Annotated in this window: 18 protein-coding genes; 7 read left to right on the forward strand and 11 right to left on the reverse strand. The window is 64.5% G+C overall.

Annotation, left to right across the window (positions count from 1 at the left end; translation table 11 throughout):
* Window positions 1-95: 95 nt before the first annotated feature.
* The 3 genes from FIV34_RS11085 to FIV34_RS11095 all read right to left on the reverse strand — a co-directional run bounded on the left by FIV34_RS11085 (window position 96) and on the right by FIV34_RS11095 (window position 2,971).
* On the reverse strand, window positions 96-2,177 hold the full coding sequence (locus FIV34_RS11085) for a catalase (RefSeq protein ID WP_139982681.1): 2,082 nt from the start codon (window positions 2,175-2,177) through the stop codon (window positions 96-98).
* Window positions 2,178-2,237: 60 nt separating this feature from the next.
* Window positions 2,238-2,606, reverse strand: coding sequence for a nitrogen regulation protein NR(II) (locus FIV34_RS11090; RefSeq protein ID WP_139982684.1), 369 nt, complete (start codon window positions 2,604-2,606; stop codon window positions 2,238-2,240).
* Window positions 2,607-2,743: 137 nt separating this feature from the next.
* Window positions 2,744-2,971 (reverse strand): hypothetical protein, encoded by a 228-nt coding sequence (locus FIV34_RS11095; RefSeq protein WP_139982686.1) that lies wholly within the window; start codon window positions 2,969-2,971, stop codon window positions 2,744-2,746.
* A gap of 262 nt (window positions 2,972-3,233) precedes the next feature.
* Here FIV34_RS11095 and FIV34_RS11100 point away from each other — a divergent pair, with 262 nt between their 5' ends.
* The gene (locus tag FIV34_RS11100; RefSeq protein WP_139982688.1) at window positions 3,234-3,566 is read left to right on the forward strand and encodes a hypothetical protein; all 333 of its coding nucleotides are present in this window, start codon (window positions 3,234-3,236) and stop codon (window positions 3,564-3,566) included.
* Between the two features lie 6 nt (window positions 3,567-3,572).
* Here FIV34_RS11100 and FIV34_RS11105 read toward each other — a convergent pair whose 3' ends face one another.
* Entirely contained in the window at window positions 3,573-4,664 is a 1,092-nt protein-coding gene (locus tag FIV34_RS11105) for a ComEC/Rec2 family competence protein (protein WP_170207589.1), read from the reverse strand.
* 529 nt (window positions 4,665-5,193) lie between these two features.
* Between FIV34_RS11105 and FIV34_RS11110 the strand changes: the two genes are divergently transcribed.
* Window positions 5,194-7,107 (forward strand): glycoside hydrolase family 76 protein, encoded by a 1,914-nt coding sequence (locus tag FIV34_RS11110; RefSeq protein ID WP_139982693.1) that lies wholly within the window; start codon window positions 5,194-5,196, stop codon window positions 7,105-7,107.
* 22 nt (window positions 7,108-7,129) lie between these two features.
* On the opposite strand, the gene FIV34_RS11115 is transcribed toward FIV34_RS11110, so the two are convergent.
* Window positions 7,130-8,056 carry a LysR family transcriptional regulator gene (locus FIV34_RS11115; protein ID WP_139982695.1) on the reverse strand — a complete coding sequence of 309 codons (927 nt, stop codon included), beginning with the start codon at window positions 8,054-8,056 and terminating at the stop codon, window positions 7,130-7,132.
* 109 nt (window positions 8,057-8,165) lie between these two features.
* Here FIV34_RS11115 and FIV34_RS11120 point away from each other — a divergent pair, with 109 nt between their 5' ends.
* Window positions 8,166-8,681 carry a lipocalin-like domain-containing protein gene (locus FIV34_RS11120; protein ID WP_139982697.1) on the forward strand — a complete coding sequence of 172 codons (516 nt, stop codon included), beginning with the start codon at window positions 8,166-8,168 and terminating at the stop codon, window positions 8,679-8,681.
* Window positions 8,682-8,685: 4 nt separating this feature from the next.
* Here the strand turns inward: FIV34_RS11120 and FIV34_RS11125 are convergent, their stop codons facing one another.
* On the reverse strand, window positions 8,686-9,432 hold the full coding sequence (locus FIV34_RS11125; RefSeq protein ID WP_139982699.1) for an SDR family NAD(P)-dependent oxidoreductase: 747 nt from the start codon (window positions 9,430-9,432) through the stop codon (window positions 8,686-8,688).
* A 207-nt stretch (window positions 9,433-9,639) separates the two neighbouring features.
* Here FIV34_RS11125 and FIV34_RS11130 point away from each other — a divergent pair, with 207 nt between their 5' ends.
* The gene (locus tag FIV34_RS11130) at window positions 9,640-9,843 is read left to right on the forward strand and encodes a 2-hydroxymuconate tautomerase (RefSeq protein ID WP_139982702.1); all 204 of its coding nucleotides are present in this window, start codon (window positions 9,640-9,642) and stop codon (window positions 9,841-9,843) included.
* Window positions 9,844-9,858: 15 nt separating this feature from the next.
* Here the strand turns inward: FIV34_RS11130 and FIV34_RS11135 are convergent, their stop codons facing one another.
* From FIV34_RS11135 to FIV34_RS11145, 3 genes are read right to left on the reverse strand one after another with little or no spacing between them, the layout of a single operon-like run.
* Window positions 9,859-10,635, reverse strand: coding sequence for an anti-sigma factor family protein (locus FIV34_RS11135; RefSeq protein ID WP_139982704.1), 777 nt, complete (start codon window positions 10,633-10,635; stop codon window positions 9,859-9,861).
* Entirely contained in the window at window positions 10,625-11,179 is a 555-nt protein-coding gene (locus FIV34_RS11140; protein ID WP_139982706.1) for a sigma-70 family RNA polymerase sigma factor, read from the reverse strand. The genes FIV34_RS11135 and FIV34_RS11140 overlap by 11 nt, the downstream gene beginning before the upstream one ends.
* Window positions 11,176-11,748 (reverse strand): cytochrome b, encoded by a 573-nt coding sequence (locus FIV34_RS11145; protein ID WP_170207590.1) that lies wholly within the window; start codon window positions 11,746-11,748, stop codon window positions 11,176-11,178. The genes FIV34_RS11140 and FIV34_RS11145 overlap by 4 nt, the downstream gene beginning before the upstream one ends.
* Window positions 11,749-12,127: 379 nt before the next feature.
* On the opposite strand from FIV34_RS11145, the gene FIV34_RS11150 reads away from it, so the two are divergent.
* From FIV34_RS11150 to FIV34_RS11160, 3 genes are all read left to right on the forward strand, one after another.
* Window positions 12,128-15,184: a TonB-dependent receptor gene (locus FIV34_RS11150; RefSeq protein ID WP_139982711.1), complete on the forward strand. Its 3,057-nt coding sequence runs from the start codon at window positions 12,128-12,130 to the stop codon at window positions 15,182-15,184.
* Between the two features lie 139 nt (window positions 15,185-15,323).
* Window positions 15,324-17,975, forward strand: a complete 2,652-nt coding sequence (locus FIV34_RS11155; protein ID WP_139982713.1) for an excinuclease ABC subunit UvrA — start codon at window positions 15,324-15,326, stop codon at window positions 17,973-17,975.
* Between the two features lie 185 nt (window positions 17,976-18,160).
* Entirely contained in the window at window positions 18,161-18,649 is a 489-nt protein-coding gene (locus FIV34_RS11160) for a hypothetical protein (protein WP_139982715.1), read from the forward strand.
* A gap of 25 nt (window positions 18,650-18,674) precedes the next feature.
* On the opposite strand, the gene FIV34_RS11165 is transcribed toward FIV34_RS11160, so the two are convergent.
* Both FIV34_RS11165 and FIV34_RS11170 read right to left on the reverse strand, forming a co-directional pair.
* Window positions 18,675-20,099: a cytochrome c gene (locus FIV34_RS11165; protein ID WP_139982717.1), complete on the reverse strand. Its 1,425-nt coding sequence runs from the start codon at window positions 20,097-20,099 to the stop codon at window positions 18,675-18,677.
* A complete protein-coding gene (locus FIV34_RS11170; RefSeq protein ID WP_139982719.1) occupies window positions 20,099-21,685 on the reverse strand; it encodes a GMC family oxidoreductase in 1,587 nt (528 codons plus the stop codon). Before FIV34_RS11170 ends, FIV34_RS11165 begins: the two co-directional genes overlap by 1 nt.
* Between the last annotated feature and the right edge of the window lie 14 nt (window positions 21,686-21,699).

Below are 21,699 nucleotides of genomic sequence, written 5' to 3' on the forward strand. Positions count from 1 at the left end.
GAAGGGTACGCGCGGCGAGCCGCGACAGTTTCACCTGCAACCGAAGCATCAATGCATTCCCCGTCAGCCCCGGCATCGGGGGAATGTGCCAGATGTCAGGGCAAGATGCGAACCTTTGCTTCCCGATCGAAGAACCGACCCTTCGCCGCTTCGACGAACGCCGCCGGGTCCTCAGCGGAGATGACGCCGTCATCGGCTTCCAGTCCGGCCGCATCGAACAGGGCAAGGCCACCCTCATCGAGCGCCAGGGCTTTTAAATGGCCAAACGCGTCGCGAACGAAGTCCACCGCGGCCGCTTCCTTCTCCAGCTGCTCCTCGCCCTCGCTGCTCAGGAGCACGGCCACCGCGTCAAAGACGATCGATGGCGTGCCTGCCAGCTGGCCATCCGCGGCGAGCTTCTTTCCATCGGAGAGCTTCGCCCCGCCCACCTTCGGCGCAACGATCTTCACCGTGGCACCCGCCGCCTCCACGGCCTTGCGCAGGGCGGCCACGGCCTTCGCGTTCGTCCCGTCGTTGATGAGAATGCCCACGACGCGCCCTTCCAGCGTGGCCTTCATCTTGCCAATGATCTGCAGCGCGGGCGACGGTGGCATCTCGACCAGCGGAGCCTGTGCCTTCGGAGCCGGCGGTAGTTTATCCATCGCAAGGCCAGCCGCTACGCGCTTCGCAAGGTCCTCGTCGATGTGACGCAGGTGTCCCACCACGGCATCGCGCACGTGCAGGGTCTCGACTTTCGACAACTCAAAGACCAGCGCGGACGCCATGTGCGCCTGCTCATAAGGCGTCTGGCTGATGAAGAACAAACGCGCCTGGCTGTAGTGGTCGACGAAGGTTTCCGCACGCACCCTGCCCCGCGCCCCGGCTTCGTCGACGGCTGCCGAGCGGAACCCGGACTTCGGCTCCTCGCGCGGTGAGTCCGCCTGGAGCGAACTGGGTTCATACGCCACGCGCCCCTTGGGCACCTGTTGCTGCATATGGCCGTCGCGCTGATGATTGGCGAACGGGCACTTCGGGGCGTTGATGGGCAGCTGGTGGAAATTGGGGGACCCAAGACGCGACAACTGCGTATCCAGGTAGGAGAACAACCGCCCCTGCAGGAGCGGGTCGTTGCTGAAATCCAGGCCAGGGACGAGGTGCGAGGGACAGAATGCCACCTGCTCCGTCTCGGCAAAGAAATTATCCGGCCAGCGATCCAGCACCATCCTGCCGATGATCTTCAGCGGCACGAGCTCCTCGGGAATGAGCTTCGTGGCATCGAGATGGTCGAACGGGAAGCGGGCGGCCTCGTCCTCGGTGAACAGCTGGACACCCAGCTCCCATTCCGGGAAGTTGCCCGCGGTGATCGCTTCAAAGAGATCACGACGATGGAAGTCCGGGTCGGCACCGGCCAGTTTCACCGCCTCATCCCACACCGTGGACTGAAGTCCCAGTTTGGGGCGCCAGTGGAACTTGACGAAGGTACTGCCGCCCTTGGCATTCACCAGTCGGAACGAGTGGACGCCAAAGCCTTCGATCATCCTGAGCGAACGGGGTATCGTCCGATCCGACATCGCCCACATGATCATGTGCATCGATTCGGGCGTCAGCGAGATGAAATCCCAGAAGGTGTCATGCGCCGTGGCCGCCTGCGGGAAGCCACGGTCCGGCTCCATCTTCACCGCATGGACGAGGTCCGGAAACTTGATCGCGTCCTGGATGAAGAACACCGGGATGTTGTTGCCCACGAGATCCCAGTTACCCTCTTTCGTGTACAGCTTCACGGCGAAGCCGCGGACGTCGCGCGGCGTATCGACCGAACCCGCGCCGCCGGCAACCGTGGAGAATCGCGTGAAGACAGGCGTTCGCTCGCCCACTTCGGTGAGCACGCGCGCCGTGGTGTACTTCGACAGCGACGCGGTCAGCTCGAAGAACCCATGGGCTGCCGTGCCGCGAGCATGGACGATCCGCTCGGGAATCCGTTCGTGGTCGAAATGGGTGATTTTTTCGCGGAGGATGAAGTCCTCCAGCAAGACCGGGCCGCGTTCGCCCACCTTCAATGAGTTCTGGTTATCGCTGACCGGCAGCCCCTGGTTCGTCGTCAGGGGCGGATGGGATCCACCGGCCGGTTGATGCAGTTCATCGCCGTTACCGCGCATGTCACGCGGGGATCCGGAAGGGGTGGTGGCTTTGCTGACCATGGCTGACCTCGGCTTGGGCTAGCCTCGGACGGTGCACCCGTCAACGTATACAGCGGGTGGTCAAGCCGGCGGGACAATCACAAACGTGACGACGCCACCGATGTGGGCGCCATCCGGGCCGTAGAGCGGCTTGCCCGACACACTGATGCGATGCGTGCCTCCGTCACTGCGACGGACGAGCAGCGGGACGTTGCGCGTGGTCTCTTTGCCCAGGACCGCTCGCGACAATGGAAGATCGCGGGAGGGATAAGGCCGGCCGTCTTCCGTGAAGACGCCGTGCATGCAACTGTAGTCATCGACGCCGGAGCCCACCCGGACAGCCCCGAGGATGTCCGCAGCGCACGCGTTCGCGTAGACGATCACGCCCGCGCGGTTGCTGGCGACTACGCCCTTCGTTTCTTCGGATGCATGGGCGCCGAGGGCGTCCATGATGAGATCAAGATCTTCTGTGGTGTCAGCTGGCTGTCTATCCATGGCCCCTGCCGGACATGAAATCTTCCCCCTAGCCTGCGCGGCATGCAGCCAGAGCATGCCCGCAAATCCGGCAAACCTCCACCATCCGCCCGTCAGGCGATGGGGACGATCAGGGGAATCCAGGCACCCGAGATGGTTTCCTTCAGCACATCCACCATGCGCGAGCCGCCGGCCTTGTGCGCACACTGGAACGCAAACGCCACGGCCTGGCCCTCGGAAGCGCATTCCGTCGAGCCACCGGCGGCAATCACCCGCCAGGTGCGCTGGTTGATCCCAGGGTAGAAAATGAAAATCCGGCGACGAATCCCGTCCGCGTTCATGTGGGGCGGTGCCGGATAATCACGGCAGAAACAGGGCAATCGACGGTCATAGGATGCTCATAGTGGTGACACCCGTATGTCACACGAGGTGTTATCTGGGTGTTACTTGTTGGCGCAGGCCGTCTCCGGCCCCCGACTGGAGCCCAATATCCGGTATTCACCAGCGCTATCGGCTCTATAGCAAGTAACGATTGGATTGAACGTCGGCGGGGGCGGATGATGCTCCGGACACCATCCAGGTGTAATCCCTAGAGCCCCTCCCATGAAGACCTTTTCCCGCTCACGCGCGCGGTGGCTGCCGCTTGCGCTCGTTTTGGTGGGCGCCTGTGCCTGCGCGATGTCAGCGAATCAACCTGCATCGCCTGCACGCGTTGCGTCGTTCGTCGGCGACATGCCGACCATCCCACCGTATGGCGTCGTCGGCCACGACGCATCACTCGCATCCGCGACCGTCCTTCCCTATGGCGCCGTCAGCCACGCCAGGGCCGAAGCCCCGCAGGCCATCCTTCCGTACGGCGCGATGACCCGTGATGCTGCGACGGCATCAGCCGCCGTGCTTCCCTACGGCGCCGTTAGCCCGCGCGCCGCGCCCTGAGCGCGATCAGGGCGAGGCCACGCACCGATGGTGGGCTTCGACCGCGGCAGCGTCGGTCGCATCGGCAAACCGCAGTTCGCAATCGAGCTGCACTTCAAGGTCGGCGTTGTCGTAAGGCAGGCTGACGGTGATATCGCCGTTCCAGCCCGTGGCGTAGACGTGGCATGGCATGCCGATCGGCGTGATCGTGTCGTCGGTCGCGTCATTGGTCACTGAGGTCACCAGCGCGTACGCCTCCGGCTCCCGCCCGCAGGCCACCGAGTGCACGAGATTATCGACCGTCGTTGCATTCGGGTGGGCGTAGTCCCGCGCCGTACGTGCGCGGCCCGGGTCCGCGAGGTCGCCTACCTGTATCACCGCGATCATCGGGGTAATGGCTTTCAGGAGCGCGGGCGTCGTGCCATTGATCGAACCGTGATGGCCAACGACGTAGACATCCGCGTCCAACAGTTCCGGCTGGTTTGCATACGCAGCGAGGAGCTGGGCGATCGCCGGTGCTTCGAGGTCACCGGTAAACAGGATCGACGACGCGCCATAGTCGATGCGAATCACCAGGCTGTGGTTGTTCGGATCCTTGAAGTCCTCCGCCGTCCCCATGACGTTTTTCTTTGATTGCCCCCACAGCACGCGGATCTTCGGGTCGACGTCGGCGCATTGGATCGCATCGATCGCCGGCCCCGTATAGCCGCCCTGTTGCGGCTTGGTACTGAACGCCACGATGCGATGATGAGTCGCTCCCTTGTTCGTCGCGACCCAGTCACCGAATGCCTTCTGCGCCTGTTGCCACGTGGTCGCGTTCGTTTGCAGCAAGCCATCATCAACGAGGTTCTTCACGTCATACACCGGCACGATCGTGCCCGTCAGGCCGAGCGTAGAAAGCGAGCCCAGGTGATCTTCGTGCGGATGCGTCAGGTACACCGTGGTCAACGTACCCTGGAGATCGGGACGCTGATGGGCGAAGAAATCATCGAGGTGGGTGCGCAACACGCCCGTGAATCCGGGGCCACGGCCCGCATCAATCAGGATGGCCCCGCACTTGCCGGGAAACTCGACGATGGCCGCGGCGCCCTGCCCCACGTTGATGAAATGCACCTGCATGGGAGGCGGTACGGTTGCGGCATGGGCAGCGACGGCATCGCGTTGCCGCGAGATGCGTTTCACCGCGGGTGGCGCAGCCTCAGGAGCAACCTTCCGCGCACTCGCCACGGGTACCGGAGAAGACACGGCCTGTGGCGCACCGCCATGGGCGCAACCCCACAACACAACGAACGACGCGCTCAAAAGCACGAACCGTTTGTACTGCATTGCAGCATCCCCCTGTCGACCCCAGCGATCGTTTCACGACGGTGCAGACCACGCCATACGCCGAACGGCCAGTCGCACGCACCGTGAGCCATCGCTGCATTTAAATCGTGATAATTTCGGAACTGGTTCTCACTTTTGCGGTCTCGGCTCTGCAACACTCGCCCGACTTCGCACGAGCCGTTGAGCAATTTAGACGTCTAACTACTTCTTCATGCGCAGATGCTTTCAGGCCGGATCACCGCCCACGGTCCGGCTGCGGCAAGGTGGGGGGAACGTTGCCTCCATCCCCATTGTGGGTACTCAAGAGGAGCGCTCCCTGACCATGAACCTCGTCGCGATACGTTCACGAGTTCAGACCCTGCTGGCCGTCGCCAGCCTGACGGCCCTTGCCGCCGCCTGCCCTGCCATCGCCGCGGAACAAACCCAAGCCAACGCCGCGCAAACCGATGGCCCCACCGCCATGGCCCGTGCCCGCGTCGCCGCGGACGTGCTGATGAGTTCGTATGACCCGGACAAGGCCTGGTTCCCGTCCAGCTGGTGGAACTCCGCCGTGGCCCTGCAAACCATCGGCGATTACATGCAGCGCACCGGCGACCGCCGGTACCTCGGCCAGCTCAACAACACCTTCGAAAAGGACAAGGGTGTCTTCCCCGCCGGCGTGCTCTCGGGCGACCCGCTGCTGGGCAACTTCACCAGCCGGGCCATCGACGACTCCGAATGGTGGGGCCTCACCTGGCTGCAGGCCTACGACCTCACCCACGACCCGAAGTACCTGAACATGGCGGTGACCATCGCCAATTACGTGTACGGCTACTGGGACACCAGCACCTGCGGTGGCGGCGTCTGGTGGGATGGCGAGCGCACGTACAAGAACGCGATCACCAACGGCTTGTGGATCCGCCTGACGGCCGAACTGCATAACCGCATCCCGGGCGACACGCTGTGGCTGGGCCGCTCGAAGACCGCGTGGACCTGGTTCCAGAACAGCGGCATGATCAACGCCGATGGCCAGGTCAATGACGGCCTCACCAACGCCTGCACCAACAACGGCCAGAACGTGTGGAGTTACAACCAGGGCCTCGCCATCGGCGGCGGCCTCGAACTGTTCCGCGCGACCCGTGACCCGAAGATCCTGACCTCGGTGCGCCGCTTGGCCGATGCCGCCATCGGCCCGAACGCGCTGGTGAAGGACGGCACGCTCACCGAAATCTGCGACGCCACCGACCAGACCTGCGACGACAACGGCAAGCAGTTCAAGGGCATCTTCATGCGCTACTGGACGGACCTGGTCGACACCACCCACGACCGCCGTTACGCGTCGTTCCTGGATCAGCAGGCCGATAGCATCTGGAACAACGACCGCGACGCCGCGGGCCGCCTAGGCACGCGCTGGTCGGGTGCCACCAGCGACGACCATCCCAACGTGTTCGACTGGCGCACGCAGGCCAGCGCGCTTAGCGCCCTGGTGGGCAATGTGCCAACCCTGACGCCGCTCGCTTCACTGGCTGCCACGTTGTCACCGGCGCAACCGGTCATCATGCCGGCGGCCTCGGGGGTGACGACCATTCCCATCACCCTCAGCAGCTCGGCAACGGGCTTCTTCCCGCTCCTCGCCCTTGCTTCGGTGGATGCACCGTCGGGCTGGACGGCCACGCAACGGGCGTCACTCGTGCGCCTGCAACCGCGCGGCAATGCCATTCCGGCCAGCAGCACGCTTCCGCTGAAGGTCACCGTGCCCGGCACGGCGACGGATGGCCATCACCTTGTCACCGCCAACCTCGTGGCGGCAGGGCTGCGCTTCTCGACACAGGCCGACGTCCTGGTCGCCCATGCGATCAACTTCGACACCGGCACGGTGGATGAGAACCCGTGGCTGTTCGATCCCGCTAACTCGCAGAGCAACGGCGTGCAGAACCGTTTCGCCGATGGCAATGCGCACTTCACCTACCGGTTCCCGTTCCCCGCGGATACCACGTCGGCCCACGTTACGCTGACGATCGACGCCGAGTTCCTGGTGCAGGCCAGCACGGACAACGAGCATTGGACCACGGTGCTGCAAGAGACGAACCCTGTCACCGACGGATCCAACAAGGCGGACCGCACGATCGACCTCACGCCGTTCCTCGGCGCCGCGGTGGACGGTTCCAAGCCGGTCTACCTGAAGGTGTCCGACAGCTTCCCCAATGACGGTTGGGGTGGCCGCGTCTACCACGTGAAGGCGACCATCGTCGAATAAGCGGCAGGAAACTCCGCCCTCGTTAACGCGAGGGCGGAGTGCCCAAGAGTTGCGCGGCGGCTTCATGCGTCAGGCGCTCCACCATCTCCGCCTGAAGAAAGTCGACAAAGGTCCGCACGCGCGGAGGCTGGAAGGCGTTCGGGTGATACACCGCGTGGATCGGTGATGAGGCATGCCATGTCGAGGGATGGACCAGCGCCAATCGTCCTTCCTGAACGTCCTTCGCCACTGCCCACAGTTGCCGATAGGCAAATCCCCTGCCGAGCACCGCCCAGGTACGGATGACTTCGCTGTCCGTGCATTCGTGATAGCGCCGTACCTGCACCACCGTGTCGCCGAGGCGCCATTCACGTCGCGGGCCCGCGCTGGTGGTGAGGACAAGCGTCGGCAGGTCGGCAAGATCGTCCGGATGGTCCGGCATGCCGTTGGCTGCGATGCACTCGGGCGAAGCGCAAACCACCCGCCAGCTATCCGCGAGATGGCGCGCTACCAGGTCACTATCCTCCAGCGGGCCGACACGCACGGCCACGTCGACGTCGTCCGGAACGAATCGCGAGAGCGAATCGGACAGAGTCAGCACGATTCGCACGTCGGGATGCCGGACCATGAATCGGTCAAGGATGTGCACCAGCAAGTTGCGCCCCAGGTCGGAGGGCGCGGATACGCGCAGCGTGCCACTGACGCTACCGGTACCGCTGCGCACCACGCGCTCGGCTTCGCGCATGGTGTCGAGCACGATCCGGCACGAGGCGATATAGGTGCGCCCTTCGTCGGTAAGGCGAAGCTGGCGTGTCGTTCGTTCAAACAGGCGCGCACCCAGCGCCGCCTCGATCCGCTGCACGCAGGCGCTCGCCGCCGCCGGCGACAGGCCAGCGCGACGACCTGCCGACGACAGGCTGCCGAGGTCGGCCGCGTCGACAAGAAGCTGCATGTCGCTCAGGCGGTTCATGTGCCGATGATCTTCAACTTCGTTTTGAAGGTCAATCCAGATTCGGACTCATTATCAAATCCAGCCAGCAGCGCCATGATCCGGCCACCCATCCCCTGAAGGAGCCGCCATGTCCCGCCTGCCCCCGTCCCTGCTCGCCTGCGCCATGGCCCTCGCCATCGTCCCTTCACTCTCGGTGGCGGCCGACGCCATGCCCGTGCCTCGCGAACTGATCGGAGCGTGGACCCTCGTCCGCTGCGACAACGTTTACCCGGACGGGCGCCGCGTGGAGCTCTACGGACCTTCGCCCGAAGGCATGTGGCTTATCGATGCCCAGGGCGACTACATGATGCAGATCGTGCGGGCGAAACGGGTGCCCTTCGCGGTGAATGACAAGTCGAAGGGCACTCCCGAGGAGTACAAAGCGGCCTCGATGGACAGCAACGCGCACTTCGGCCACGTCAGCGCCGACGCCCACACGATGCACAGCCAGATCCTGCGGGCGTCCTTCCCGAACTGGGACGGCAAGGGCGGTGACACCGCCTATACGCTCAAGGACGACGAGCTCACCTACACCGTCGCCAAGCCGTCCAGTGGCGCGGCCGAGGGAGCCCATGGTGAGGTCGTCTGGCGGCGCGTCCGCTAGCCGGTCAGAGCTTCGAACCGCCGTCCACGGCGAGGGTCGTACCGTTCACCCAGCCGGCATCCTGCGAGGCAAGGAACAGCACGGCACCGGCGATATCATCCGGCTGGGCCACATGCTGCAATGCCTGCATGCCCAGGGTGAACTGGCGACCTTCGTCCGTCTTCGCAAACTTCGACATCTCCGTCTCCACCACGCCCGGAGCGATGGCATTCACGCGGATATCGCGGCTACCCAGTGCCGCAGCGAAGTGCTTCACCAGGGTATCCGTCGCACCCTTCGTCGCCGCGTAGGCGGAAAGATTGCCCACCGCGGAACGCGCCGCCAGTGAGCTGACGAATACCACGGAGCTGCCCTTGCCAAGGATCGGCAGCAGCTGCTGTACGAGGAAGAACGGCCCACGCACGTTCACGGCGAACTGCTTGTCGAAGTCTTCGATGGTCTGGTCTTCGATCGTCGCGGCATACGACACGCCCGCGTTATTCACGAGCACGTCCAGCCGGTCGCCGACCACCTTGCGCACGGCCGCGGCGAGCTTGTGCGGGCCATCCGGCGCGCCCAGGTCGGCGCCCACCGCCGTAGCGCGGCCGCCGGCCCGGATGATCTGCTCGACCACCTCGTCGGCGTCCTTCGGCGACGCACTGAAATGCACCAGCACCTGGGCGCCGGCCTGGGCCAGCTTCAGGGCGATCGCCCGGCCGATGCCGCGCGAGCCACCGGTCACAAGGGCGGTTTTACCAGTAAGGGAAGTCATGGGGTTGCTCTCAAAAGGGGGGATGGAGAGAGCTTAGGCTTCTTGCGACGCCCACAGGAAAGACTTTAAGAGCAGCCCGTCATGCCTCGGGGGCATGGCCGGGAAGGTGCGACGATCGCGCCACCGATTGAGCGTCCCGCCTATTTAACAGGCCACGGACTCACGTCAAACTAGGGAGCACGTCCCTTTCCCCACGAGACCCCACCCATGCCCGTGATCAACGTCCAGATGCTGGCCGGCCGCAGCCCGGAACAGAAAAATACCTTCATGAAAGAAGTCGCCGAAGTGACCCAGCGAACGCTCGGTGTACCCGAGCATGCCGTCACCATCATCCTTACCGAGGTGGAGCGTGAGCACTGGAGCGTGGGCTCCCGGACGATGGCGGAAGTACAGGCCGCTGCAAAGCCCTGACCGTCCGACGCGCGCTCAGTTTTCCGGGACCTGCGCGCTCAGCAGGTCCCTGAAGCGCGTCAGCTCCACCCGGTCCATATCCGAAACGATCATCGCGCGCTGGCCGCCCAGGGTGGCCGCCTCGAGCACGTAGCCCTGCGCTGTCACGACGTCACGCGTTGACGAGCTGGCCATCTCGGGCAGGACAAACACGTCGATCAGGTGCTTGCCGTGCCGGTAGACCAGCACCGGCACGCGCTCGCTACCCACGTAATCGATACGACCGCCCATCAACGCATACCCCTGGTCGGCGAAGTCGTGCACAGCCGGCGCCATGGCCACCTTCCCGGCAAACCAGGGTTTGACGGTGTGCTGGTCCGTCGACACCACGTCGATCGGTGACGTCGCGGCGAGGGCACGCCAGTGGCTGGCGAACAGGTCGCGGTTCAGTTGTGCCGCGTCGCTGGCCCCGGCAGAACCCTGATGCCAAAGGCCGAGCGTGAGACCGCCGGCAACGAAGGCCAGCACCCACGAAGCGGCCATCGCGAGCCAGCGTGTATGCGTGCGTGTCCGCTGGGTCCGCGCGACCGGAGGAGCCGCGGCGCTCTGCTCAACGCGCGCACGCAGGCTGGCAGGCGCACCGTAACGCGCCGTCTCGCTGCGCAGGGCAGTACGCAGGCTATCCAGCGCCACAAGGGCGTCGCGACACGCGGCGCATTCGTCCAGATGGGCCTCGAATTCACGGCTCGTGGCGCGGTCCAGTTCGCCATCGAAGTACAGGGGCAACAGATCGCTCGCGGTCTTACAGTCCATGCGGGATCTCCATGCTGCCGTCCTCGGTCAGCGCCTTTTGCAGCAAGGCGCGCCCGCGGGCGAGTCGGGACATCACCGTACCAATCGGCGTTTCCAGCACGTCGGCAATCTCCCGGTAGGAAAGCTCTTCGATCTCGCGCAGGATCAGCACCTCGCGGTAGGTCACGGGCAGATTGCGCAGGTGCACATCGAGCCGCTGCGAGCGCCTCGAATCATCCAGGCGCTCCTCGATCTCCTCGGCCTCGGCCCGCGGTAGCCAACGCTCCGCCGCCGCGGGGTTCGCATCAATCGCGACGTTGTGCTTGTCCTTGTTGCGCAGGCTCAGGCGAGCCAGGCAACAGTTGCGGACGATCGCGAGCCACCATGCGCGTGCGTTGCCACCCGCGTAGGTATCGCTGGCGCGGGCGGCACGGAGGTAGGCATCGTGCACTGCGTCCGCGGCATCCTGCTCGCTGCCGAGCAACCACCGGCCAAGATTGTAGGCAGCATCGAGATGGCGTAACGCCAGCTCATCGACCACCGTGCGGTTGCTCGTCGCGATCATGCACGCAACATACGCTGGATCACGCCATCACGGTCGATCAGCCGGTGCTTCAGGGCCGCGCCAATATGGCCGACCACCAGGGTACACAGCACCCAGACCAGGGACACGTGCAGGGTGTCGGTCAACAGGCGCAAGGGCTCGTCCTTCCCGATCAGGACCGGCAGATTGCCCAGGCCAAAGAAGCTCACCGGATGTCCGCCCGCCATGCGATGGAGATAGCCGGTCAAGGGCACGAGCAGCATCAGCGAATACAGCACCCAGTGCAGGGTATGGGCCAGGCCCCGCTGCCACGCCGGGATCGTCGAGGGCAGCACCGGCGGCTTGTGCGTGCTCCGCCAGAACAACCGGAACACCGCCAGCATGAAGATCAGGCTGCCGAACGACGCGTGGTAGAAGAGCACCTCGTCATGGCCGGGCGCCTTCTTCGGGAAGGTCTCCATAAAGAAGCCAAGACCGACATTCAGGAAGATCAGCAGCGCGATCAGCCAGTGCATGGCGACGGCCACCTTGGTGTAGGACGTCGGCGGGGAAGCCACCGCTACGTTTAACGCGTGGGCTGGCATGGACATCAGGGGAACCTCCGGGTCGCGGCACGGGATGCGTGCCCATGCCTCCCAGATCGTCCACGGCGCGTTTTTATTCCCTCGAGGCCCCGAAATCGCAAATTCGGCCATCGGCCGCAAAGAAATTTCGTAAGTGTCACAGCCGTGTTACAGAAAAATTCCTAAGAACTTTCATCACCTTACGAAATTTCTCAATTTCTTGCGGTCCGTCTATAGGAAAAAACCGTATAGACACCATTACAGACGCAATCTTAACGTCGGAAAGAGGTGGCGAGGGTAGCGCTGCTTTCATGCGATGTTGGTGCAACGTTTGCACCAGATTGTCAAATTTTGTGCGGGCATTTTGTCCGCATATTGCGGCCGCAAGGCCATCCGGGGAGACACAATGCAGTTCAGCAACAACGTACGGGCGCACATGCTGCGCCGGTCGACGCTCGCGCTTGCCTTGGCGACGGGTCTGGGACTCACGGGCGGCGCCTACGCGCAGTCCACCACCGGTGCCATCGCCGGTTCGGTTGAGCCGGGCAGCGTCACCACCGTCCAGGTGAGCGGCTCCAACGGTCTGACCCGCGAAGTGCCGGTCGATACCCAGGGCCACTACAACATCAACAACCTGCCGCTGGGCAGCTACACGGTCAACGCGAAGAAAGACGGTGCCGTCGTCGATTCGCGCAAGAACGTCTCCATCAAGGTCGGTGGCAGCACGGACGTCTCGTTCGCCGCCGCAGCCGCCACCGCCGCGTCCGCCCAGGACCTCTCGCAGGTGACCGTCACCGCGAACAGCCTGCCGGCCATCGATACCTCGCAGGTCGACTCGCGCACCGTCGTCACCTCCGAAACGCTGGCACGCCTGCCGCTCGGCCGTAACGCCGAAGCCATCGCCCTGCTCGCTCCCGGCGCTGTCCCGGGTAGCAGCACGCTCGGCAACGGCCGCTTCCGCACGGTCTCCTTCGGTGGTTCGGGCGCGTCGGAAAACGCGTACTACATCAACGGCTACAACACGACCGATCCGTACAAGGCGCTCGGCGGCGTTGGCCTGCCGTACGGCGCGATCGACCAGCAGGAAGTCTATACGGGCGGTTACTCCGCCAAGTACGGCCGCTCGGATGGCGGCGTGATCTCGCAGGTCGGCAAGCGCGGCACCAACGACTGGCACTTCGGTGCACAGGTGCTGTGGGAGCCGAAGTTCGCCGCCTCCAACCCGGGTAGCGTGTACTACGGTAACCGCGCCCTGCCGGCCGGCTACGGCTACCAGCAGGCCGACAAGGTCGGCACGATCTATCGCTCCGGCGAAGACAACACCAAGTGGACCCAGACGTACAGCGCGTATGTCGGCGGCCCGCTGATCAAGGACAAGCTGTTCTTCTTCCTGGCGGCCGAGGCTGAAAAGTCCGAGGGCGACAGCACGTCGAACGTCGAATCCAACCCGGTGGCCACGAACCACTACACGTACAACCTGCCGAAGATCTACGCCAAGCTCGACTGGAACATCAACGATTCCAACATCCTCGAGCTGACCGGCATCCATTCGACGGACGAGCAGCGCGGTTACTACACCGGCTACGACTACGACACGCGCAGCGGCACCGGCCTCACGGGCGCCAACGCCGATACGTCGAAGATCACCTCGAAGTACGCCATCGCCAAGTACACCTCGTACATCACCGATGACATCACGCTGTCGGCTACGTATGCGAAGGGCTGGACCACCGACTACCTGTCAAACCCGACCCCGAACATCGACCAGCAGCCGTACATCATGAGCCCGAACCTGCAGAACCCGGCGCTCAACGGTGGCAACCAGATCACCAACCTCAACGCCTCGAACACCAGCCAGGATCCGAACGCCGGCAGCCGTACGCACGGCCTGCGCCTCGATCTCGAATGGCAGCTCGGCGATCACCACCTCGCCGGTGGTATCGACAACATGCATTACAAGGGTATCGAAGAAGGTACCTCGACCAGCGGCCCGGGCTACTACTGGCGCTACTTCCACTCGGCCAATCCGGGTAACCCGATCAGCGTGGGCCAGGGCATCGGCGCACCGGGTGGCGACGGCTACTACGCTCGTCGCGTGGTGTTCACCAGCGTCACCAACATGTCGCTCGACCAGCGCGCACAGTACCTCGAAGACCGCTGGCAGATCTCCGACAAGGTCATGCTGAGCATCGGCGTGCGTAACGACGGCTTCAAGAACTTCAACGACAAGAACAAGCCGTACGTCAACAACCAGGCACAGTGGGCTCCGCGCCTCGGCGCCTCGTGGGACGTCTTCGGCGATTCCAGCCTGAAGGTCTACGGTAACCTCGGCCGTTACTACCTCGCCCTGCCCAACAACGTCGCTGTCCGTGGCGCCTCGCCGTCCACGTACACCTACGAGTACTTCAACTACACCGGTATCGACGCCAACGGTCGCCCGACCGGCCTGACCCAGATCGGCGGCAAGGTGTCGCCGGACGGCGAGTTCGGCCAGCCGATCGACGCCCAGGCCGTCGCCGCGCGTGACCTGAAGTCGCAGTACCAGGATGAAGCCATCTTCGGTTTCGACAAGCAGCTCGGCTCCGACTGGATCACCGGCGCCAAGGTGACCGTGCGCAAGCTGCGTACCGCCATCGATGACGTCTGCGACACCGGCAAGATCGGCGACAAGATGACCCGCGAAGGCCTGGATCCGGATTCGGTGGTGGTGCCTGGCTGCATCATCTTCAACCCGGGTTCGACCAACACGTTCAGCCTGGAAAATGTCGACGGCAGCGGCCGCACCGAAGTGAAGATGAACCAGGAAGACTGGGGCTTCTCGCAGAAGGCCAAGCGCGCCTACTACGCACTGGACATGTACCTCGAGCATCCGTTCGATGGTAAGTGGCAGGGTCGCCTCGACTACACGTTCTCGCGCGCCTACGGCAACACCGAAGGCCAGACCAAGTCCGACATCGGCCAGTCCGATATCTCGAAGACGCAGGACTGGGATTCGGCTGAGCTGATGCGCTACGCCAACGGCCTGCTGGCCAACGACCGCACGCACCAGATCAAGGCGTACGGCGCTTACCAGCTCACCGACGAATGGCTGCTCTCGGGCAACCTGCGCCTGGCCTCCGGCTCGCCGAAGTCCTGCCTGGGCTTCGAAGATGGCGAGGCGGATCCGGATCCGATCGGCTACGGCTCGTCGTACCACAACTGCAACGGCCAGCCGTCGCACCCGGGCGACAAGCGTAACGCCTGGTTCCGTCAGCTGGACCTGGCTGTCACCTACCGTCCGTCGTACTTCGAGAACAAGCTTGCCTTCGCGGTCAGCGTGTTCAACGTCACCAACGAGCGCAAGCCGCTCAACAGCTACGCGACGTACGAAGCGCTGCCGCAGACCGTGCTCAACAACTACGGTCTTGGCCAGTACTTCCAGCAGCCGCGCTACGCTCGCCTGACGGCCACGTACGACTTCTGATCCAGCCATGTCCCGGCCGGCGCCCTAGCCTGGGCGCCGGACCGAACTTCAGAACAATTTCCCCTAGGACGGGGGTAAGCAAAGCTCCCCTCGCCACCAGGCCTCTGGTGGCGTTTTTTTTGCGTGGGATACTTCGGGTATGAAGAAGACGCCCCCGAACCGCCCCACGGCCACCCCGGACCACTGTGTCAGCGTCCGCGGCGCGCGCGAACACAACCTCAAGAACGTGGATGTCGTCATTCCGCGAGACGCCCTGGTGGTGTTTTCGGGCATTTCCGGCTCCGGGAAGTCATCGCTCGCCTTCGGCACGCTGTATGCCGAGGCCCAGCGCCGCTACCTCGAGTCCGTGGCCCCGTACGCCCGGCGCCTGATCGACCAGGTGGGCGTGCCGGATGTCGACGATATCGAGGGCCTGCCGCCCGCGGTGGCCCTGCAGCAGCAGCGCGGCACCCCCGGTGCGCGCTCGTCGGTGGGCAGCGTCACCACCCTTTCCAGCCTCGTACGCATGCTCTACTCGCGCGCCGGCAGCTATCCCGCGAACCAGCCCATGCTGTTCGCCGAGGACTTCTCCCCGAACACGCCGCAAGGCGCCTGCCCGCACTGCCATGGCCTCGGGCACGTGTACGAGGTCACCGAGCAGTCGATGGTGCCGGACCCCTCGCTGAGCATCCGCGAGCGCGCCATCGCGTCGTGGCCGCCCGCCTGGCACGGGCAGAACCTGCGCGACATCCTCGTCACCCTCGGCTACGACGTGGACATCCCCTGGCGTGACCTGCCGAAGAAGCAGCGCGAGTGGATCCTCTTCACGGAGGAGCAGCCGGTGGCGCCGGTGTATACCGGGTTCACGCCGGCCGAGACACGTGCGGCGCTGAAGCGCAAGACGGAGCCCAGCTACATGGGTACCTACATGGGCGCGCGCCGCTATGTGCTGCACACCTTCGCGACGACGCAAAGCGCGTTGATGAAAAAGCGCGTCTCGCGTTACATGATCGGCAGCGTATGCCCGGTCTGCCACGGCAAGCGACTGAAGAAGGAGTCGCTCTCCGTGACGTTTGCCGGGCTCGATATTGGCGCGTTGTCGGCGTTGTCGTTCGACGACATGGCGGATGTGCTGATGCCGGTGGCGGAAGGACGCTTCGACGACGGTTCGGCGAGCGGCCGCAAGGGCACGCGGTCACGTGCCGACGGCAAGAAGGACATGGCGCGCCGCGTGGCGGAAGGCGGCTTGTCGCATGAAGGTTCTTCCGACGTCCGGCGCACGCCAAACCTTTCGGAAGAGAAGCGCATCGCTGCCCAGCGCATCGCCCAAGACCTCCTGGCGCGGCTGGCCACCTTGCGTAACCTCGGCCTGGGTTACTTGTCGATGGATCGGGCCAGCCCGACGCTGTCACCGGGTGAACTGCAGCGCTTGCGCCTGGCCACGCAGATTCGTTCCAACCTCTTCGGCGTCGTGTACGTGCTCGATGAACCCTCGGCAGGATTGCACCCCGCTGATGGTGAAGCGCTCATGTCCGCGCTCGTCCAGCTCAAGGAAGCAGGCAACTCGATCTTCGTGGTCGAGCACGATCTCGACATGATGCGGCGCGCTGATTGGCTGGTCGATGTCGGCCCTGACGCCGGCGAGCGCGGTGGCCAGGTGCTTTACAGCGGCCCGCCTGCCGGCTTGAAGGCGGTCAAGGCCTCCCACACGGCGCGCTACCTGTTTGGGCACGATCGCATTGACGTTCGCGAGCCGCGCAAACCCAATGGCTTACTGGCGTTGCGCGGCATCACCCGAAACAACCTGGACCACCTCGACGTCGATTTTCCGCTCGGCGTATTCACCGCCGTCACCGGCGTGTCCGGCTCGGGGAAATCGAGCCTGGTGAGCCAGGCGCTGGTTGAGCTGCTCGGCGAGCACCTTGGGCAGGACCTTGCCGCGCTCCCCGAAGAGACGGACGAGCCCGGCCCGGGCGTCGTCATCCGGACCGGCGGCCGCATCCAGTCCGGTGCGGACGCCATCAAGCGCCTGGTCCAGGTCGACCAGAAGCCGATCGGGCGTACACCTCGCTCCAACCTCGCGACGTATACCGGCCTGTTCGACCACGTCCGCAAGCTCTTTGCCGCAACAAAAAGCGCGAAGGCGAAGAAATTTGATGCAGGCCGCTTCTCCTTCAACCTGCCCAAGGGCCGTTGCGACACCTGCGAAGGCGAAGGCTTCGTCAGTGTCGAACTGCTGTTCATGCCCAGCGTCTTCGCCCCCTGCCCCACCTGCCACGGCGCCCGCTACAACGAGGCCACCCTGAAGGTGCAGTGGAACGAAAAGAACATCGCCGAGGTGCTTCGTCTTACCGTCGAGGAAGCCTGCGCGTTCTTCGCCGATGAACCGGCCATCCTGAAGCCGCTACAGCTGCTCCGCGATATCGGCCTGGGCTATCTCCGGCTCGGCCAGCCGGCCACCGAACTCTCCGGTGGCGAAGCCCAGCGCATCAAGCTGGCCACCGAACTGCAACGCCCGCAACGCGGAAGCACGCTGTACGTACTCGACGAACCGACCACCGGGCTGCATCCGGCGGATGTCGACAAGCTCGTCGCCCAGCTGCAGGGTCTCGTCGATGCCGGCAATACGGTGATCGTCATCGAGCACGAGATGCGCGTGGTCGCGGGTAGCGACTGGGTGATCGATGTCGGCCCGGGCGCGGGTGGCAACGGCGGGCGCATCGTGGCAAGCGGGCCGCCGCGCGAGGTCGCAACGGCGGCCGGGAGCGTGACTGCGAAATATCTGGCACGAGTGCTCGGCGTCGACCTGTAAGGCAACGCTTACAGAAGGACGCGGGCACGTCTCTCGAAACGCTGGAATAGCATGTGTTTGCTGCGCCAGACGTAGTACAGGGAGGGATGATGGCTGCAAGAACGCAAGACACCACTCAACAAAGATCCTACCGCGGGCCCGAGCTTCGGCTTGCCGCCGCGGTGAGCGCACACGATGATAGGACTATGGAATCTCGGATCACCACATTAGAGCTCGGGTTTCGCGACATGCGGGTGGAGCTCACCGGCGTGAATGCGAAACTGGATGTCATGGATGCAAAGGCAGAAGCGTCCCGGGAGGTCATGACGGCGAAGTTCGTCAGCCTTGAGACCACCGTGAACGCCAGGCTCGATAGCATGGACTCGCGGCTCGACGGCATGGATACGCGACTCGAAAGCATGAATACGAAGATCGACGATTTCCGCACGATCGTCGATACGAAGCTGACGAGCATGAATGGTCGGCTGGACGAATTCCAGCAAACCATCACAGCAAAGCTGGACGCGATGACTGAGAAACTCAGCCGGTTTCCCACGAAGATTCAGTTCTTCTACTTCGCATGCACCATGCTCGCGTTGCTTTTAGCTGCCACGTGGTCGTTCACTGCTTTCCTTCTACGTCTATCTGGCCACGCCGTGGCAGCCGATGCCATAAACGCCATCCAGGGAAAGTAGGTCACGACCACGGACTGCCAAGCCATCACGCGGCTCGCTTGCGCCGCCGAATCAGTACCACGATAAGCCAAAGCACCAGCGCCGCCAGCACCACGCCACCCAGCATCAGGTACGGCGTGAGCCGGAGAAGCAGTGGCTTTGGGCCGCCTGAGCGGATGCCGGCGACGATGTCCGCGGTGACGTGGACGTCCGGGTTTCCGAAATGCTGCTCCACGTAGGTTGCGACAGCGGCTACCTGCTCGTCGGTGAGGTCGCGGCCGAAGGCCGGCATGGCCACGTGGGCGTCGGCGCCCTTGCGGTCGATGCCGAGGAGGATGGCCATCACCAGGTTATCGGGGGCGGACATGCCCACCGCGCGATTGTGGCTCAGCGACGGGAAATACTGGTTCTGCGTACCGCCGCCGTCCGGCTGGTGGCAGCTTGCGCAGGCGCCGGCGTACCGGGTGGCGCCATCGGTGGTGGTAGCCACGCGCAGCGCTTCCGGGTCCACCGCGCCATCGGGCCGCACCGGTTCGCGCACGCCGAGCGCGGGAATCGCACTCGCCCCCGCGTACTCGAAGGCAGCCTTCGTATCGGCCGGATCCCGGATCGGCTTCACCGTCTTCAGGTATGCGGCCATCGCGTGCACGTCGTCATCGGACAAATGGCTGAGGCTCTGCTCCACCGCTTCGGCCATGCCGCCACCGGCCTGACCCTTGCCCTTCACATGGCCGGTCTTCAGGTAGGCCGCGATCTCATCCTCGGACCACGCGCCAATGCCGCTGACCGGGTCTGAGGTGATATTCGGCGCCATCCAGCCGTCGATCTTCGCACCGGCCAGGTAGGCGTGGCTGTCTTCCGCCATCAGGAACGTACGCGGGGAATGGCAGGAACTGCAGTGGCCGAGCGTGTCGACCAGGTAATGGCCCCGGTTGACGCGGGCGTCGTCCGTGGCGTCCGCGGGGTGGAGACCATCGCCGAGGTACAGGAGATTCCAGGCCGCCATCGTCCAGCGCATGCTGTAGGGGAACGGCAGCTTCGTCTCCGGCACGACGTTGTCATCGGCCTTCACGCCCTGCATGAAGTACGCATACAGCGCATGCATGTCCTCATCCGAGATGCCCGCGTACGCGGTGTAAGGCATGGCGGGGTAAAGGTGCTGCCCCTTCGCGTTGACGCCCTTGCGCAGGGCGTCGGCGAATTGCTGCTCGGTGTAACCGCCGATGCCGTGGCCGTTGAACGGGGTGATGTTGGACGCGTAGATGTTGCCCATCGGCGAGCCGATGGCGCGGCCGCCCGCGTACGGATGCGCAGGCGCGGAGGTGTGGCACGCGGCACAATCGCCGGCCGTGGCCACGACCTTGCCACGGGCGATCAGGTCGCTGTCCTGCGCGTGGGCGCTGCAGGCGGCAGCCCCCACCAGCAGCATCGCCGCCCGGCCCAGCCAGCGTGACGTGAGGTTGGCTCGCATCAGATTTCCTTGTTGATCGTGTCGGCAATGCGGATCGACAGCGCCACGCCGGTGAGCGTGGGGTTGATCACACCCGAAGCCGGGATCACCCCGGTGGTGGCCAGGAACAGGTTGTCGTGGTCGTGGGTGCGGCAGTCGCCATTCACCACCGAGTCCTTCGGATCGCTGCCCATGATCACGCTACCCATGATGTGGTCGCGGTTCTGCCAGCCGGATTCGTCTTCGACGATTTGGGCATTGAAGATCTTCGCGAAGCGGGCGTAATCCTTCTTCGCCACTTCCTTGCCAGCCTTCACGTAGTCATCCACGTCGTAGTTCACCCGCAGCATCGGAATACCGAGGGCATCCTTCTTGTCGCTCGGGGTGACCCGGTTGGTCGGGCTCGGCAGCATCTCGAACACGGTGCCCACGTCGATCCAGCGCGCGGCGTCGTGGCGGATGCCTTCATCCAGCTCGGGCCCGATCACGCCCTGCTTCAGCAGGCGCTCGGTAATCGTGCGGTTGGGCACGGCGTTGGACATGGAGTGTTTCACCGCGGAGTGCTGCTTGCGGAAATCACCGTCACGCCAGTTGAAGATGCCGCCCTGCTGCACGGCGCCGCGTCCGGGCCACAGCGGTTCGTCACCGATCATCAGCAGGCCGATGCCGGTGTGGTCCATCAGGTTGCGGCCCACCTGGTCGGACGAATTCGCCACGTCGGACATCAGCAGCAGCTTGGGCGTTTCCAGGCCGTGCGCGGCGACCACGAAGTAGCGGGCCGTGAGGCGCACGTCGCTGCCGTCCGGCTTGCGGTAATGCACGGCAACGATCTTGTTGCCCGCGCCCTTCTCCAGCTTATAAGCCGTCGCTTCGGTGATCAGCTTCGCGCCGGCGTTCTCGGCGTGCGTCGCGTGCATGTCGCCGCTGTACATCGCGCCGATCGGGCACACCGGCATGCAGTTGTTGTTGCCGCAACAGGCGGGGCGGCCATCGTACGGGCGGGTGACGCGGCCGTTCGGCTCGTGGATGTAGTGAAAGCCCTCCGGCGCCAGGCGCTTCACCAGCTGCTGGTTCATGTAGGTGGTGGCGTCCGGCGGCAGCGGATACGGCTGCGACCGCGGCGGCCAGGCCTTGCCACCCTGCCCGCTCTGGTCCTCATCACCGTTGCCCGCCACGCCCAGGGCTTCCTCGGCGCGCTGGTAATACGGTTCCAGCGTGTCGTAGTCGATCGGCCAGTCGCGGCCCACGCCGTACAGCGTCTTCAGCTTCATGTCGTTGGGCAGGTAACGCCAGCAGGCGGCCGCCCAGTGCCACGTCGTGCCGCCCACCAGCTTCAGCATGCCCGGGCGGAAGTTGAAGGAGCCCGTGTTTTCCAGGTACTCGGGGTCGTACGAGGTGTGTGCCCACGGCTCGTTGGGGTACGGGTCGTTGAAGTTGGCCTTGCGCGAGGAGGTGCGGAAGTTCTCGAGGATCTTCCAGCGCGGGATGCGCGAACCGGCTTCCAGCAGGATGACCGAGCGGCCCTGTTTGGCCAGTTCATACGCGGCGTTGCTGCCGAGCGCGCCCGAGCCGATGACGACAACGTCGGCGTCGTAGGAGGTAGTCATGGTGGTGTCCTTGC

This window comes from Luteibacter pinisoli, from assembly GCF_006385595.1.
Classification (GTDB): domain Bacteria; phylum Pseudomonadota; class Gammaproteobacteria; order Xanthomonadales; family Rhodanobacteraceae; genus Luteibacter; species Luteibacter pinisoli.